At 63.6% G+C, this 15,114-nt stretch carries 14 protein-coding genes, 1 pseudogene and 1 riboswitch; of the genes and pseudogenes, 10 read left to right on the forward strand and 5 right to left on the reverse strand.

What is annotated here, in order from left to right; all coding sequences use genetic code 11:
• The first annotated feature begins 32 nt into the window (after nucleotides 1-32).
• Nucleotides 33-293 carry a hypothetical protein gene (locus ACSSVG_RS05975; protein WP_492417863.1) on the forward strand — a complete coding sequence of 87 codons (261 nt, stop codon included), beginning with the start codon at nucleotides 33-35 and terminating at the stop codon, nucleotides 291-293.
• Here the strand turns inward: ACSSVG_RS05975 and ACSSVG_RS05980 are convergent.
• Nucleotides 250-1,962: an amidohydrolase gene (locus tag ACSSVG_RS05980; RefSeq protein ID WP_492417865.1), complete on the reverse strand. Its 1,713-nt coding sequence runs from the start codon at nucleotides 1,960-1,962 to the stop codon at nucleotides 250-252. The genes ACSSVG_RS05975 and ACSSVG_RS05980 overlap by 44 nt on opposite strands.
• Before the next feature lie 179 nt (nucleotides 1,963-2,141).
• On the opposite strand from ACSSVG_RS05980, the gene ACSSVG_RS05985 reads away from it, so the two are divergent.
• Both ACSSVG_RS05985 and ACSSVG_RS05990 read left to right on the forward strand, forming a co-directional pair.
• Nucleotides 2,142-2,828 (forward strand): TetR/AcrR family transcriptional regulator, encoded by a 687-nt coding sequence (locus tag ACSSVG_RS05985; RefSeq protein WP_492417866.1) that lies wholly within the window; start codon nucleotides 2,142-2,144, stop codon nucleotides 2,826-2,828.
• A 154-nt stretch (nucleotides 2,829-2,982) separates the two neighbouring features.
• Complete coding sequence (locus ACSSVG_RS05990; protein ID WP_492417868.1) at nucleotides 2,983-4,461, forward strand: gamma-aminobutyraldehyde dehydrogenase; 1,479 nt, start codon at nucleotides 2,983-2,985, stop codon at nucleotides 4,459-4,461.
• Between the two features lie 56 nt (nucleotides 4,462-4,517).
• Here ACSSVG_RS05990 and ACSSVG_RS05995 read toward each other — a convergent pair whose 3' ends face one another.
• Nucleotides 4,518-5,432: an EamA family transporter gene (locus ACSSVG_RS05995; RefSeq protein WP_492419155.1), complete on the reverse strand. Its 915-nt coding sequence runs from the start codon at nucleotides 5,430-5,432 to the stop codon at nucleotides 4,518-4,520.
• 72 nt (nucleotides 5,433-5,504) lie between these two features.
• Between ACSSVG_RS05995 and ACSSVG_RS06000 the strand changes: the two genes are divergently transcribed.
• Nucleotides 5,505-6,422 (forward strand): LysR family transcriptional regulator, encoded by a 918-nt coding sequence (locus tag ACSSVG_RS06000; protein WP_492417870.1) that lies wholly within the window; start codon nucleotides 5,505-5,507, stop codon nucleotides 6,420-6,422.
• 116 nt (nucleotides 6,423-6,538) lie between these two features.
• Nucleotides 6,539-6,862, forward strand: a complete 324-nt coding sequence (locus ACSSVG_RS06005) for a hypothetical protein (protein ID WP_492417872.1) — start codon at nucleotides 6,539-6,541, stop codon at nucleotides 6,860-6,862.
• Between the two features lie 26 nt (nucleotides 6,863-6,888).
• Here ACSSVG_RS06005 and ACSSVG_RS06010 read toward each other — a convergent pair whose 3' ends face one another.
• The 3 genes from ACSSVG_RS06010 to ACSSVG_RS06020 form a co-directional block, all read right to left on the reverse strand.
• Nucleotides 6,889-7,413: a SixA phosphatase family protein gene (locus ACSSVG_RS06010; protein WP_231341392.1), complete on the reverse strand. Its 525-nt coding sequence runs from the start codon at nucleotides 7,411-7,413 to the stop codon at nucleotides 6,889-6,891.
• A gap of 276 nt (nucleotides 7,414-7,689) precedes the next feature.
• Complete coding sequence (locus tag ACSSVG_RS06015) at nucleotides 7,690-8,556, reverse strand: winged helix-turn-helix domain-containing protein (RefSeq protein ID WP_231341396.1); 867 nt, start codon at nucleotides 8,554-8,556, stop codon at nucleotides 7,690-7,692.
• 553 nt (nucleotides 8,557-9,109) lie between these two features.
• Nucleotides 9,110-9,940: a hypothetical protein gene (locus ACSSVG_RS06020; protein WP_492417874.1), complete on the reverse strand. Its 831-nt coding sequence runs from the start codon at nucleotides 9,938-9,940 to the stop codon at nucleotides 9,110-9,112.
• Between the two features lie 203 nt (nucleotides 9,941-10,143).
• Here ACSSVG_RS06020 and ACSSVG_RS06025 point away from each other — a divergent pair, with 203 nt between their 5' ends.
• The 5 genes and pseudogenes from ACSSVG_RS06025 to ACSSVG_RS06045 form a co-directional block, all read left to right on the forward strand.
• A complete protein-coding gene (locus ACSSVG_RS06025) occupies nucleotides 10,144-10,884 on the forward strand; it encodes a response regulator transcription factor (protein WP_090825045.1) in 741 nt (246 codons plus the stop codon).
• Nucleotides 10,885-10,887: 3 nt separating this feature from the next.
• The gene (locus ACSSVG_RS06030) at nucleotides 10,888-12,378 is read left to right on the forward strand and encodes a sensor histidine kinase (protein WP_492417876.1); all 1,491 of its coding nucleotides are present in this window, start codon (nucleotides 10,888-10,890) and stop codon (nucleotides 12,376-12,378) included.
• Between the two features lie 135 nt (nucleotides 12,379-12,513).
• Nucleotides 12,514-12,673, forward strand: a riboswitch (cyclic di-AMP (ydaO/yuaA leader).
• Between the two features lie 3 nt (nucleotides 12,674-12,676).
• On the forward strand, nucleotides 12,677-13,519 hold the full coding sequence (locus ACSSVG_RS06035) for an aggregation-promoting factor C-terminal-like domain-containing protein (RefSeq protein WP_231341399.1): 843 nt from the start codon (nucleotides 12,677-12,679) through the stop codon (nucleotides 13,517-13,519).
• Nucleotides 13,520-13,688: 169 nt separating this feature from the next.
• Nucleotides 13,689-14,927: a dolichyl-phosphate beta-glucosyltransferase gene (locus ACSSVG_RS06040; RefSeq protein WP_492417879.1), complete on the forward strand. Its 1,239-nt coding sequence runs from the start codon at nucleotides 13,689-13,691 to the stop codon at nucleotides 14,925-14,927.
• 48 nt (nucleotides 14,928-14,975) lie between these two features.
• Nucleotides 14,976-15,113 (forward strand): annotated as a pseudogene (locus tag ACSSVG_RS06045) (MerR family DNA-binding transcriptional regulator); the annotation flags it as partial.
• Between the last annotated feature and the right edge of the window lies 1 nt (nucleotide 15,114).

A 15,114-nucleotide genomic window follows, 5' to 3' on the forward strand; every position in this document is an offset into this window, starting at 1 on the left:
TAGGCGTAGTCAGGGAAAACGGCTCCGCGTACATGGCCCAGGTGAAGTTGTCGATCTCCTTGGTGGGGGCAGGCGTGGAGTCGGACAAGGTGTACTTCGCACCGCCCGCCGCGTCAGTCACGCCGGCGGGCCGCACGCCGCAGCCGCCCAGGAGCAAGCTGACCACGACGCCGGCGACCATCACCGCTGTGATGCGCGACGGCGTCGTCCGCTGTTTGAAGCGCACGGTACCGCGCGCTGTTGGCGGCCTCATTGCATCACCTCGGACTGGTGGCTGCGGGTTGTTTCCGTGAGTGAGCTTTGGGCCGCCGCGCGGTCATAGACGCATTCGCCCCCAATCCACGTCTGCGTCACCACCGCCCGGTGCAGTTCGTCCACGGGAAGGTCGAAAATATTGACGTCAAGGACGGCGAGATCGGCCAGCTTCCCCGGTTCCAGGGTTCCCGTTGCGGCGTCCAGGTGGTTGATCCACGCCGTGCCGTGGGTATAGGCGTCCACGATCTGCTGGAGGCTGAGCTTTTGTGATGCGGGGCCGAGCGGGGGCAGGTCCTCGCCGGGAGCTGTGCGGTTGACCGCTACGTGGATGGCTGCGATGGGGTCGGCCGTGGACACCGGCCAGTCGCTGCCCGCCACCAAGCGGGCGCCCGCCGCAGCCAGTTCGCCGAAGGGATAGTGCCTGTCCTCGGCGCCCGGTTCCAGGAACGGGAGGGTCAGGGTGTCCATCTGTTCCTCGTGGCAGGCCCAGAGCGCCTGTACGTTGGCGGCCGCATTGAGCTCCGCGAAGCGGGGAATGTCCTCGCCGCGAACCAGCTGCAGGTGGGCCAGGTGGTGCCGGTGATCATTCGGGCCATTGCTCCCCCGGGCTTCCTGCACCGCGTCCAAGGCGTCCGTTACGGCGCGGTCGCCGAGTGCGTGGAAGTGCACCTGCATACCGGCGGCATCTATCGAAGTGACGAATTCCTTCAGCTCTTCGGGCTCGAAGAACTCGATGCCGCGGTTTTCCGTGTGATGGCCGTGATGGTCCAGGTAGACGTGGTGCATGGCGGCCGTGTAGTTCTCTGCCACGCCGTCCACCATGACTTTGACGGTGTTGGCGTTGAGCTGCAGGGGATCGAATGCTTCGCGTACGGTATTCCGGCGTTCGACGATTGCTTCCAGCTGGGCCATCCCGGCCGTCCTGTCCCACCACTGGCAGGCCGTGACCCGGACTTTGAGGTCCCCGGCCTTTGCTGCGTCCTGGTAGACCTCCAGGTGATCGGCATGTTCGCCCTCCGGGATGGGAACCCAGGCGTCCTGCCAAGCCGTGATGCCCTGGGCGAGCAGCAGCTGCTGGGACGCGAGCAAACCTTGGTAGGCCAGCTCGTAGGGAACTGCTGGCTTTACCGCGTTGAAGAGGTCCATGGCACCTTCGTGGACGGTGCCTGCCGGAGTGCCATCCTCTTCGCGTTCCAGCCGGCCACCGTCCGGGTCAGGGGTGTCCTTGGTAATCCCGGCGGCTGTGAACGCCGCAGTGTTGGCCCAAGCCCCATGGTGGTCCCTGTTGACGAGGTACACCGGCCGATCCGGGACCACCGCATCAAGCAGTTCCCGCCCGGGGGTGCCGCCGGCGAACAGATCCATGGACCAGCCTGCGCCCAGGATCCATGGTTCGTCCGGGTTCTCCATGGCGTAGCGGGCAACTGCTGCCACGGCCTCTTCTGCGCTGGCCACCTCGGTCAGGTCGCACTGGAGCAGCTCTATTCCGGCGAAGATGGGATGGATATGGGCATCCTGAAAGCCAGGGAGGACCAGTTGCCCTTCCAGGTCCACCCGTCGGGTGTCCGGCGTGACGGTTCCGTGGGTGTCCAGGGGGCTTCCGACGGCGATGATCCTGCCGTCGGTTACTGCCAGGTTTGCCCGGATGGGTCCGGCGTCATTGCCGGTGTACACCCATCCGTTCTCAAACAAAATCTCTGCGTGCACGGTCGAGTCCTTTCGTGGGGAAATTCAACTCTGCGAGACACACTATGAGCCGGATCACACTAAAGTCAACAGTGTTGACATCAATGCTGACAAAGACTTTGACTTGACCTTGAGAGGAGGAAACCATGAATCATGTAGGTTGATAACCAACCCGGGATCGCATGGAAGGCGGACAACTGATGGTGCAGCCAGCACAGTCGACGGACCGCCGCACCCGCCTGGACCCTGCCGCCATCATTGACGCCGTCCTCCGAATCTCCAGCCAGGAACTCGGTGACCGGTTGACCGTCCGGCGGCTGGGACAGGAACTGGAGGTGGACGCAACAGCCGTCTACCGGCATTTCCGGAACCGGGACGCAATCGTCAGGGCAGCACTGGACAAGTTGTTCATGATGTCAGTGGAGCGCACGCTGGCCGTGGCACGCGAGCAGGATTGGCGCACCCGGCTTGAGGCCTACCTTGACGAACTCCTCAGGGTCTTCATGCAGCACCCCTCGCTGGGCAGCGAGTCGTTCGCCACGGACACTTATGGCCCCGGCGAATTGAAGGCGATCGAGTTCGTCCTGCAGTGCCTGACGGATGCCGGACTGGCCGAGGACCGCGTGGTGCACTACTACGCAGCCCTGGAAAGCTACACCCTGGCCCTCGGTGCCGGGATCGCCGTGGAAATCCAGCGGCTCCCGGATTCAGAAGGCCACGACCCATGGCTCAACCCCCGGATTTTCACCCGAATCACAGGCCATCCGCTTCTTGAAAAGCATCACGGAGCCCTTCAAAACCTGGACTCCCTGAAGGCATTCCACGCCGGCCTTGCGGCCATCCTGGACAGCGCCGAGCGCGAAAGCACGCAGCGACCCCAGGCCTGACCGCCTGCAAATTGCGGCGGCCTCCCAACGGCGGCCTCCCACCTGAGGCGCCCACGCACCCACCCCACCTTCATCGCACGCACGCCGCCACCCGGCGTCGTCCCTTCAGCACTGCCCTGGCACCGCCGCCAGGCAGGGAAAGCACGGCACCCACATGCACCAGTTCATCAACGGAAAACTCCTGACCGGCACCTCGGGTAACAGCCTGGCAGTCATCAATCCGGCCACCTCGGAGCTGGTGGAAACCGTCAGCCTCGCTTCACTGGCGGACCTTGAAGCCGCGGTGGCGGCAGCCCGCTCGGCCTTCCCCGCGTGGTCCCGGACCACCCCTGGCGAACGTGCCGGCATCCTGCAGAAGTTCGCCCGCATCATGGAGGAACGGGCAGCAGAATTCTCCCGGGTGGAGAGTTCGCAAACGGGCAAGCCCCTGCGGCTGACCCGCGAATTCGACGTCCCTGGAACCATTGACAACATCGACTTCTTTTCCGGAGCTGCCCGCCACCTCGAAGGCAAGGCCGCCGCTGAGTACTCGGCGCAGCACACCTCATCCATCCGTCGTGAGGCAATTGGCGTCGTGGGATCCATCGCACCGTGGAACTACCCCCTGCAGATGGCCGCGTGGAAGATCCTGCCCGCGATCGCCGCCGGCAACACCATTGTTCTCAAGCCCGCCGAGATCACGCCACTCACTTCACTGATGTTTGCCCAGGCGCTCACGGATGCGGGACTGCCCGACGGCGTGGTGAACGTGGTGGTGGGCGACGGCGCCACCGTTGGCGCTGCACTCATGCGGCACCCGGACGTGGACATGGTCTCCTTCACTGGCTCCACCGGCGTTGGCCGCACGGTCCTGGAAGCTGCTGCCGTCAACGCCAAACGCGTGCATCTCGAGTTGGGCGGAAAGGCCCCCTTCGTGGTGTTCGAGGACGCCAATGTGGACGCTTCCGTCCATGGCGCAGTAGCCGGCTCGCTCATCAACACTGGCCAGGACTGCACCGCAGCCACCCGCGCAATCGTGCACAGGAGCGTTTACGAAGAGTTCGTGGCCAAAGTCGCCACCCGCTTTGAGGGGATCGTCCTGGGCGCTCCCGGTGATGAGGATGCGGACCTTGGCCCCTTGGTTTCCTTCAAGCAGCGGGACCACGTAGCGGCAATGGTGGATCGGGCCCGCGGCTACAGCAAAGTGGTGGCCGGCGGCTACGCTCCGGCAGGCGGGGGTTTGGAAAACGGTGCCTTCTACCGTCCCACGCTGGTGGTGGACGCGGCGCCGGACTCGGAGATCGTCAAGGATGAAGTCTTCGGGCCCGTCCTTGTGGTCCTTCCCTTCGATACGGATGACGAAGCGATCCACCTCGCCAACGACACCGTCTATGGACTCGCAGCTTCAGCGTGGACAAACAACCTCCAGCGGGCATTGCGCGCTACCCGGGAGATCAAGGCAGGCTGCGTCTGGGTCAACGACCATATCCCGATCATCTCCGAGATGCCCCACGGCGGCTTCAAGCAATCCGGCTTCGGCAAGGACATGTCCGCCTACTCCTTCGAGGAGTACACCCAGGTCAAGCACGTGATGTTCGAACTGGAGGGCGCCACGGAGAAGGACTGGCACCGGACCATCTTCAACCTCCGCTGACGGGAGCCATTGACCAGGGCCCGTTGCGGGGCCCGCTCTGCGCGCCTTCGCGGGATCTAAAGCCGCAGAGCAGGCCCCACAACGGTGGCTTCCGGACGGTTCTTGCGTCCGGCTCCAAGCACTGCCGTAGCAACGCCCAGGAGCAGGATCAGTCCACCCATGATCTCGGTGGTGGTGGGAATCTCGTTCAGGACCAGCCAGGCCGCTGTCATTCCCACCACCGGGACCAACAGAGTGAAGGGCACGACGTCGGAGCTTGGGTACAGCGACAACAGCCGGTTCCAGATGCCGTACCCCACCAACGACGCGAAGACCGCGGTGTAGATCGCGCTCAGGATGGTGGCTGGCTGCAGGTCCGTGAGCGTCGCCCAGACGGTGTCCGGCCCGTCCACTACCAACGACAATCCCGCCAGTGGCAGCGGCACCACCGCGCCGGACCACACCACCAGGCCCAAACCGGAGGCTGCCTTTGAATGCCGGGCCACCACATTGCCGATCGCCCAGGACAGTGCCGCAGCCAGCACGATCATGAGCGGAAGGACCGGCGCTACGGCACTTCGTCCCAGAGCCACCACCCCCAGGCCCGCTATGCCCAGCACCACCCCGGCCATTTGGCGCCGGCTGGGCCGCTCACCCAAGAACCTCGCTGCGAGCAGGATGGTGAACAGGACCTGGGCCTGGAGAACCAGCGACGCCAGGCCCGCGGGCATCCCGAGCGCCATGCCCAGGTACAGGAGGCCAAATTGCCCGGCACTCATGAAGAGCCCGACGCCGATGATCGCCTTCCAGCCCACGTCCGGTTTCCGGATGAACAGGATGAAGGGAAAGACGACCAGCAGGAACCGCATGGCAACGAACAGCAGCGGAGGAACTTCCCTGCCGTTGGTGTGCAGGCCGAGGTCGATCGCGACGAAATTGATGCCCCAAAGAACGGCGACCAGGATGGCGAGGGAAGAGTGGCGAAGGTTCACAAGTACACTCTGGCGTTCTTCACCTTGAAGCACCAGCGTTGATTTACGCATGGGACAGCGTAGATTTACTTCATGATTGATATTTCAGCGTTGAGGGCGCTCGTGGCCGTGGAGCAGCACGGATCGGTGGTGGCCGCTTCCGATGTGATGGGCTACAGCCCATCCGCGGTGTCGCAGCAGATCAAGAAACTGGAAAAACAAACCGGGGTAACAGTGCTTGAGCGCAACGGCCGCGGAGTCCTCCTCACCGAGCGCGGGTTGGCGTTGGCCGGTTACGGCCGACGCATCATGGGCGAGCTGGAAGAACTGCAGGCCACACTGCTGGCCGATCCCGCTAAACCTTCGGGCCTCCTCAGGTTGGTGGCTTTCTCGACTGCATGCCGGGGCCTGGTGGGACCCATGCTCGGGCGCATGGCGGCTGCCCACCCCGAGCTGGAAATTACCGTGCTGGCAGAGGACCCCCGCGAAGCCGTCCAAAGGGTGGCGTCCGGCGAAGCGGAACTGGCTGTAGTCCATAATTGGAACTCTGTCCCATTGGTGATCCCCGAGAATCTGGTGCACGAGGATCTCTGCATCGACCAAGCCGATGTCCTCGTCAACAGCACCCACGCACTCGCGTCGCGTACCGCCGTCGAGCGTGAAGACTTACTGGACGAGACCTGGATCAGCACGCCCACGGGTGCCATCTGCAATGAGGCTTTGCTTCAGATCTTCGCGGGATTGGGGCGGGTTCCGGACATCCGCGTCTACGATCCCGATTTCTCCACCCACATCGCGATGGTGGAGCAGGGTGTGGCCGTAGCGCTGGTGCCACGGCTCGGCAGGCCCCCTCTGCCGCGGGATGTCGTCGCCATTCCCGTCATTAACCCCGTTCAGCAGCGGTCGGTTGGCGTGGTCCACCGCAAAACGATGACTGCCAGCCCCAACATCCGGCAGGCAGTGCGCGTGCTGCGTGAGGTGGCCTCCGAGCTACCGCTCCCACAAGGTTGATCAACGTCACACAGTGGAACATTCGACGCCAAGCAGACAGTTAGCTTAGGCTAACCTTACCTAGCTACCTGCGCCTCCCGGAGCGCAGCCTGTCGAATTCTTGAAGGGGCCCAACTGTGGAAGCAATCCTCTTTCCCACGGACATGAACCACCATCACACCTATGGCCTGGTCAGTTACATCATGGTCGACGACGGACTCTATCCGAGCGCCCATAACAGGCGGGATCCGTACGCACTTCCGGCCTTCGACATCCGTGGGCAGTGGGTCTATCCCAGCCGGTACAACGAATACATGGCGCCTCAGTTGCCGGTATACATGTTCGACGGCGAATACCTCATCGCGACGGGGCACGGCGAAGAAGCTGCAGGCCTGCCGGTTTTCGAGATCCGCTGCATGTGCATGCCGCAGTTGGCCTACGGGGACCCCAGCAACTCGTAGTAGCCGGACCGCGCAGTGGCGGAGTCCTAGTGGCGCGGCACCGTGAAATGCGTCAGCCGCGCATCCTGCCCGTCCAACTCAGCCCAGGATTTCTCCGTTTCCATGACCGTCAACGCACTCGTTGGGTAGCGGGTAGCGGCATCCATGTAAGCGTCGTGGTCCGAATCGCGCGAAGCCAAGTGCATGGCGAGATCCTGGACGCCGGGCAGGTGCGAGATGACCATCAGGGTCGTCACGGTGTCGGGTACATGGTTGATGACCGTCAGCATGCGGTTCGCGGAAGCGGCATACAACCCGTCCTCGAGTTTCGGCGTCGGCGCTTTGTCACCCAGCTCATCACAGACCCAGGTGCAGGTCTGGCGGGTCCTCAGCGCAGAAGAGCACAGGATGAAGTCCGGCACCACGCCATGCTTGAGCAACCATTTGCCCGCGAGGGGAGCCTCCCGATGCCCACGTTCTTCAAGGGGCCGCTCATGATCGGGCACGCCCATGGGCCAATCAGCCTTGGCATGGCGCATGATCACCAGCCGTTTGATGTGATGGTCGCTCATGGACCAACCCTATCCGCCACGGACCCTCGCACAGGGCGTAGCGCCACCACCAACTTTGAACTCCCGGGCACCCTGGACACGCGGTGCAGCCTGGCGCGCCGAAGGTGCACCCGGCCAATGTGGGTGGTGAAGGCACACGCTGACACCCGAGTCCCCCTCAGCCGGGGAGGGCAGTTCCGACATGGTGACGGCGCTATGGCGCCGTGGGGCCATACGGAGTTGCGCGAACGCGAAAGCGCCCGCCTCCTGACTGGAGACGGGCGCTTTTGAGGTTTGCTAGATCGAGTATTCCGGAGCGGCCCAAACGATAACTTCGGGGTGCTCGTAGAAGCGGTAGCCCTGGCCGCGAACCGTACGGACGGTGTTGGCGAGACGGCCGAGCTTGGAGCGGAGGCGGCGGATGTGGACGTCGATGGTGCGCTCGTTGGGCACCTCTTCGGCGTTGCGCCACAGGCCCTCGAGGAGTTCGTCGCGGCCCACAGTGCGGGTGCCGTTTTCGACGAGGTAGTTGAGGAGTTCGAATTCCTTGAACGTGAGGTTCAGCGATTCGCCGTCGAGGTGCACTTCACGGCGGGCGAGGTCGATGAGCACACCGGAAGGGCGGGCTTCCTGCTGCGGCGCGGGGCGGGCAGCTTCCGTGCGCTGGCGGGAGGCCACAGTGGGGTCGCCGAAGGTGGAACGCACGACGTCGAGTGCTGACCCGGGTGCACCCGAAGGGGCAACAGCGACGGCAGCGTAGCTCTCAGCGCCGGTCACCAAAGACTGGGCGTAGGCCCGGATCTCCTGGGCGAGCTTGGCAATGGAGGTTCCGGCAGCCGCTGCGGTTTCTTCGTCGATGCCCATGTAGAGCACGAAGCCGCGGGCCACGTTGTCATTGGCAACGGGGCGCAGCCTGTCGGACTGCGCAATCACCGGAGTGGGGGCCGTCATGGGTGCCGGCTCGCTGGTGGGGACTGCGCGCAACTGACCATAGGAGTTGGGGTTGTAGCCCTGCGGAACGTAACCGGGAGCCTGCTGCCCTGCGCCCTGGGGTGCGGGGGCATAGCCGGGGCGGTTGCCGAAACCGGGGCGAAGCCCTGCGTTTGACGCTGCCTTATTGGCGTTACGGACGGAGATGTGGACGTATCCAGATGCAACTGACATGGAGTGCTTACCTCAAAAGTGAATAGCCGTCATCGCGGCTTCGAATGCTGGTTGTCCCCGCAATGAGTTTGGGGAGGGGCGCCCAACGCTGGGCTAGGGGGCGAATGCCTGAAACTTCTTGGGGTGGAAAGTTAGGCTTGCATTCGACAACAGCGGTCATCATGGCCAGCGGGTGTGCTGGGCCAGGTTGCTGCGGCTGCAGGTGCTGTTGAGTTCTTGTTCACATTGGAAGTGTGCAACGTAACAATGGCAACACGCAAGTAACAAAGCGCCGAACCGTCCACATTTTGAGACACAGAGGTCTATTGTGCTGCAAATCACAATTCAGCTGTCCTCATAAATGAACGCCATTTCATTCGGCTGGAACAAGAAATATTCGCAATCCAGTGAATTTTCTTCGGCGAATCAGGCATCATATGCATCGAGGTTCCTGTGAAGCACCCAGCAGCGGAATCTCACGATCTGAAACAGTTGTTGTCCAATCGCTGGCCGCCTCGTTCGGCATTTTTCGCAGGAAAATCTGCTACAAGCTGTAGAAACTGCCCGTTTGGTTTCAGGACGCGGTACCCAGGCTTGATGTTGAGCCCTGCCCGGAACCAGTACCTTGCCCCGTCGTCGCACCCTGCCCGGAAGTCGCCAGTCGGATGGATGCAGCGGAGTAGCTGTTTCCGTCCTTGCTGGCAGTGATCCGAACAGTGGAGCCCGCAGTCACGTCGGCCAAGGTAAGCGTGCTGGTGGCACTCCCCCGCTGCCTGGTTCCCTGCGCCACTGTCGTTTCGCCGCTGAGTGCGTAGGTCCTCGTAAAGCCGTCTTCGCTCTTGACGGTCAGGGAGTTCGTCGTGACCTCGCTGACGGTTCCCAGCTGGTCCGCCATGGTCACGTATTCCTCTTCCCGAAGCACCACGTACTCCGAGTGGATGGCCCCGTTGAGCCCACCAGCCATGCCGAGTCCATCGGGAGCCATGTTTCCGCCCATCTGGCCCGGTGCCGCCTGGCCGAGGCCGCCCTGTCCGGGTACCGCCTGTTCCTGTTGCCCACCAGGTCCGGTGGTCCCGCCCTGACCCAGCGGCACGTTCGCGGCGTCTGCTGAACCCGCACCGCCGAGTGCGTAGAACCCCGCGGCGGTTCCGGCGGCGACCACTACTGCCACGCCAGCGACGATCAAGGTCCGCTTCACGGTCCAGCCACCCGGAAGGCCGCTTTTTGGCTGGCCCGCCTGCTGGTTGCCCCACCCTTGGGAGCCAGGCCCATGATGGCCTGCATCCTCCGACTCCGACCAAGCCCACGATGAGCCGCCACTTGCTGCGGTCTTCTGCGCCGGTTCGGCAGTGTTGCCGGCAAAAGGAGCGCCTTGAGGCAACGGGGGTTGGTTTTGCTCGTTCATTGTCTTCTCCGTTGATGATGTTTATCTGCGTACGACCCCCAGCGTCAGTGCCCCTGCTGTGCGGGGGCTGTGTTGAGGAGTAGTCCCTCCTGTGACCTGTGGATACGCGTGTTTCCGGACTCCCACCTCGCTAGTGTTGACTTCACAGCGTCCTCACAGGACCGGCAAAGCGCTGGCAAACCAGCAGAATGGAGAGTTGTCCCATGGCCTCCTCGCACTCCATGACCAACAACCTTCCCCAGCTGTCCCACCCGGACGGCTCCCCGATCCGCGCCTTGGTGGTGGATGACGAACCCAGTCTGGCCGAGCTCATGAGCATGGGCCTGCGCATGGCAGGTTGGTCCGTCGCCGTGGCCGGCGATGGTCCTGAAGCTGTGAAGCTGGCCAAGGACTTCCGGCCTGACGTCCTGGTCCTTGACGTCATGCTGCCCGGATTCGACGGCGTGGAGGTCCTCAACCGCATTCGCGCTTTCGCCCCCGAAGTTCCCGCGCTCTTCCTCACGGCCAAGGACGCCGTGCAGGACCGCATCGTTGGTCTGGCCGCCGGCGGTGACGACTACGTCACCAAGCCGTTCAGCATGGAGGAAGTCCTCCTGCGCCTCCACCGCCTGGTCCAGCGTTCCGGCGTCGCCGCGATGGACACCGCCGAGCTGGTAGTGGGCGACCTCACCCTGAACGTGGACACGCGCGAAGTAACCAGGGCAGGCGAGGACATCCCGCTCACCGCAACGCAGTTCGAGCTTCTGCGCTACCTCATGGAGAACCCCAAACGCGTGGTCAGCAAAGCACAGATCCTGGACAGGGTGTGGGACTACGATTTCGGCGGCCAAGCCAACATCGTGGAGCTCTACATTTCCTACCTGCGCAAGAAGATCGAGGCCAACCATCCGCCGATGATCCACACCATCCGCGGTGCCGGATACGTCATCAAGCCAGCGGACTAGGCGTTGAGCACACTTTCAGGAGTGGCCAGGAAGTCGGGCCGCAGTTGGCTGAACCCCTCCACGTGGCACTTGCGCACCAGGCTGGTTCTGGTGGCCATGGCACTGCTGGTCGCCATTTGCGGAGCAGTTGGCGTGGTGAGCTACGCCTCCATGGACATGGTGTTCAACAAGCAGCTCGACAGCCAACTGGAGCAAGCATCCAGCCGCGCCAACAACTTCGGCAGGCCACCGGCGAACTTTCCTGGGTCCGGAAGGCCTGACCCGCTGGAGGCCCGCGGGCAGGCCGCCGGGACGCTGAACGCCCGGATCAACGGCTCAATTGTGAGCAGCTCGGGCCTGATCGATGCCAGGGGAAACCGGGTGTCGCTCTCCGCGGCCGACGAACAAGTGCTGCTGTCCCTCCCCACGGACAACCGCCCTGTGGACCGTTCGCTCTCCAACGGCGACTATCGGTTGGTAGCCGTCGAGACCAATGGCGATGTGATCGTGACAGGGCTGCCGCTTGCGGACAAGCAGAGCGCCGAGGCCTCGCTGGTCTGGACCATGGTGCTGGTTTCGCTCGGCGGACTGGTGCTGATCGGCCTTGCGGGCACGGTCATCATCCGCCGCACCATGCGGCCATTGGAACAGCTCTCGGAGGTGGCCACCAAGGTTTCGCGCCTGCCCCTGGACGCCGGTGAAGTGGCGCTCGCGGTGCGCGTACCCCCGTCGGCCGCTCATCCCGGAACGGAAGTCGGCAGCGTTGGCCATGCCCTGAATCAAATGCTGAACAACGTCTCCAGCGCGTTGGAAGCCCGGCAGGAGAGCGAAACCAAGGTTCGACAGTTCGTCGCTGATGCCTCGCATGAGCTCCGCACACCGCTGACCGCCATCCGCGGCTACACAGAACTGCTGCGGATGACCGAAAACTTCACCGACGACGGCCGGAAGTCATTGGCTCGCGTCCAAAGCCAATCCGAGCGGATGACCACACTGGTGGAGGATCTCCTGCTACTGGCCAGGCTGGACGAAGGCCAGCCCATCAAGGTTACGGATGTGGACCTCACGCAATTAGTCATCGAAACGGTCAGCGACGAAAAAGTCATGGCTCCGGACCACATCTGGCAACTCCAGCTCCCGGACGAACCCATCACTGTGAGGGGTGACGCCACGCAACTGCATCAGGTGTTGGCCAACCTGCTCTCCAACGCACGCAAACACACGGACGCCGGGACCACCGTGGTTACGGGCGTCATGCTCTCCGCCGATGGCAGCGCAGTGGTTACCGTGACTGACAACGGCCCGGGCATTCCGGAAGATTTCCAAAGCCGGATTTTCTCCCGGTTTGCCCGCGCCGATGCCGCAAGGTCGGGGTCCGAGGGCACGTCCGGGCTGGGCCTGTCCATCGTCGAATCCATCGTGGAGGCGCACGGTGGCAGCGTTGAGGTGACCTCGCGTCCAGGGCGCACGGAGTTCGCCCTTCGACTCCCTACCGTCAGCAACGAACGCGTGTAACGAATCCGGCAAGGCGACTCACCGGCATCGTGATCTCTGTTACCTAAATGTGACTTCTGCCGAAACCTCCTGTACCGTCGAAAGGGTGGGTCGCCCCAACTGACCCACATCCGGGATGCGCCGAGCTCTGCCACTTCCCGGAGTCCGCTCTTTCTCCGAGGCAGAGACGGGGGACCCAGAGTCTCCGGGCCCAGGCATTTTTGCCGGCCCTTGGGGTGAAGCCGCAGCGTGATGCGCGGCCGGATGACCTCATCCGAACCCGACAGCTAACTCCGCAGGCGCTGAGAGGTAATCACATATGTCTGAATTTAACGATCAGACGCGCCCTTCCGCGCGTCACCGCGATGAACACAACGCCCCGTTGACCAAGTCGCAGGCTGTCCTCAAGAACGCCGCCCGTCAGGGTAAGTCCGGCCACCGCATGTCGGTTGTTGCCGGTGTTGTAGCTGCTGCACTGGGCGTTGCATCGCTCGGCACTGCTGCCAACGCCGCCCTGACCCTCCCCGAGGTGAGCCGCGTTGCCGAGACCCAGGCGAATGCCCAGGTCAGCAATAACAAGTCAGCCGAGATCTCCGCTTCCCTGGATGCAGCCGCCGCAAAGGGCGCCGCTGACCGGGCTGCAGCGGACAAGGTGGCTGCTGAGAAGGCTGCCGCCGAAAAGGCTGCCGCTGACCAGGCCGCAGCTGAAAAGGCTGCTGCCGAAAAGGCTGCCGCTGACCAGGCCGCAGCAGAGAAAGCCGCTGCAGATGCTGCCGCCAAGCAGGCTGCTGATGCCGCTGCTGCCGCCGCCGCTGCCGAAGCTGCCGCCGCTGCTGCAGCCCCGAAAGCTGTGGACGATCCCGCCGCCGCCAAGGCCTATGCCGCCAGCATCCTGGGCAACTACGGCTGGAGCGCCGGCGAAATGACCGCTTTGAACACCCTGTGGGAGAAGGAATCCAACTGGAAGACCACTGCCACGAACGCTTCCAGCGGCGCCTACGGCATTGTCCAGTCCCTGCCGGCCTCCAAGATGGCAACTGCGGGTGCTGACTGGCAGACCAACTACCAGACCCAGATCAAGTGGGGCTTGAATTACATCAAGGAACGCTACGGATCCCCGTCGGCTGCCCTGGCCTTCCACCTGGCCAACAACTGGTACTAAACCAGACTGCTTGATACCGCGCCGGTTGCCGCCGCTCACACCAGTACCCACTGGAGCGGACGGCGGGAACCGGCGCGGTTTTCCCGTTTCACAGCTGCCCCTCGGAGTTCACAGTGGGGTCACAGCTTCCGCCTAAAGCCCTCATAATCGGCGGGCCCATTCTGGAAGCATGACGCTCATAGATCCAGCCACCAGCTCCTTGCGACGACGGGTCCATTCCGCGGGCTTCGCTGGCGCGGCGTCGCCGGCTGGCCAGCAAGGAGGGCCGGAGGGCCGGCAGCTGCCTCGGCGCTCCCCCGTTGACACCCGCGTTGCCGTACCTGTCCTTGACGTCGCCATCCCTGTGTTCAACGAGGAATCGCGCCTGGAGGAGGGCCTGCGCAAGCTGCACAGGCACCTCACGGAGTCCTTTCCCCATACCTTCCAGATCACCGTGGCGGACAACTCCAGCACGGACAACACCCTGCGGATCGCCGAACGGCTGGCCCGCGAACTCCCTGAACTGACGGTGGTTCGATTCCAGCACAGGGGGCGGGGAAACGCCCTCCGACAAGTCTGGCTGACCTCACCGTCACCAGTGCTCGCCTACATGGAAGCAGACCTGTCCTCGGACCTCTCCGCCCTGGCTCCGCTCCTTGCGCCGCTGCTCTCCGGCCACTCGGACCTCGCGATCGGCACCCGGCTGGCACGGACCTCGTATGTGACCCGCAGTCCGCAGCGCGGGTTCATCTCCCGCAGCTACAACTCCCTGCTGCGGACCGTGCTCGGGGCCCGCTTCTCCGATGCCCAGTGCGGTTTTAAGGCCGTCCGCGCGGACGTTGCGCACCGCCTCCTTCCCTACACCAAGGACGATGGCTGGTTCTTCGATACCGAGCTTCTGGTGATCGCCGAACGTTGTGGTTTGCGCGTTCATGAAGTCCCCGTCGACTGGACCGACGACCCCAACTCGAGTGTCGACGTCGTACGCACCGCCCTCGCCGACTTGGGCGGCATGGCGCGACTGACCCGCGACCTCGGCCGCGGGCGCGTTCCCTTCACCCGGCTTCGCCAGGAAATCGGCAGGACACCTCCAGCGCCGCAAGCTGGCATTCCCAAGAGCATCCTCAGGGCGTTGGCGTGGACATCGGTTGATGTCATGGTCTTCCTGCTGCTCCGCGGCTTTATGGATCCCCTGCAGGCAAACCTCATCGCCCTTGTTTTCACCTCCGTTGCCACCCGCATGCGGTTCCAAGGACCGCTGACGCTCTTGCTCACGTTGTTGCTGACTTCTGCCGCCCTTGCGGTTCTGCCGGTGATAACGACGCCGGATCGCTGGCTTGAGGGGGCAGCGCTGGCTGTTGCCTCGCTCGCCGTACATATCGGCAGGTCCTTGGTTGGTCGAAGGGCTCTTGCACCTGACGTGGCGTGAGGATTTAGCGTAGTTTCCAGGGGAACAGCGGAGAGCGGACAGTGGAGCATCGGCGAACTCGCCAGGGCCTGCGGAGTCAGTGTCAGGACGCTCCATCACTACGACGAGATCGGCCTCCTGTCCGCGAGCGGTCGGACGCCTTCCGGTCATCGCCGGTACGGGGAGGGCGATCTTCGCCGGCTGTATC

Source organism: Paenarthrobacter sp. E2MeOHC11, from assembly GCF_058744955.1.

What these genes read in the sequence shown, in the direction of transcription:
- ACSSVG_RS05975 (WP_492417863.1), top strand. Translation starts at nt 33, where the DNA reads ATGGCCCAGGTGAAGTTGTCGATCTCCTTGGTGGGGGCAGGCGTGGAG.
- ACSSVG_RS05985 (WP_492417866.1), top strand. Translation starts at nt 2,142, where the DNA reads ATGGTGCAGCCAGCACAGTCGACGGACCGCCGCACCCGCCTGGACCCT.
- ACSSVG_RS05990 (WP_492417868.1), top strand. Translation starts at nt 2,983, where the DNA reads ATGCACCAGTTCATCAACGGAAAACTCCTGACCGGCACCTCGGGTAAC.
- ACSSVG_RS06000 (WP_492417870.1), top strand. Translation starts at nt 5,505, where the DNA reads ATGATTGATATTTCAGCGTTGAGGGCGCTCGTGGCCGTGGAGCAGCAC.
- ACSSVG_RS06010 (WP_231341392.1), bottom strand. Translation starts at nt 7,413, where the DNA reads ATGAGCGACCATCACATCAAACGGCTGGTGATCATGCGCCATGCCAAG.
- ACSSVG_RS06015 (WP_231341396.1), bottom strand. Translation starts at nt 8,556, where the DNA reads ATGTCAGTTGCATCTGGATACGTCCACATCTCCGTCCGTAACGCCAAT.
- ACSSVG_RS06020 (WP_492417874.1), bottom strand. Translation starts at nt 9,940, where the DNA reads ATGAACGAGCAAAACCAACCCCCGTTGCCTCAAGGCGCTCCTTTTGCC.
- ACSSVG_RS06025 (WP_090825045.1), top strand. Translation starts at nt 10,144, where the DNA reads ATGGCCTCCTCGCACTCCATGACCAACAACCTTCCCCAGCTGTCCCAC.
- ACSSVG_RS06035 (WP_231341399.1), top strand. Translation starts at nt 12,677, where the DNA reads ATGTCTGAATTTAACGATCAGACGCGCCCTTCCGCGCGTCACCGCGAT.
- ACSSVG_RS06040 (WP_492417879.1), top strand. Translation starts at nt 13,689, where the DNA reads ATGACGCTCATAGATCCAGCCACCAGCTCCTTGCGACGACGGGTCCAT.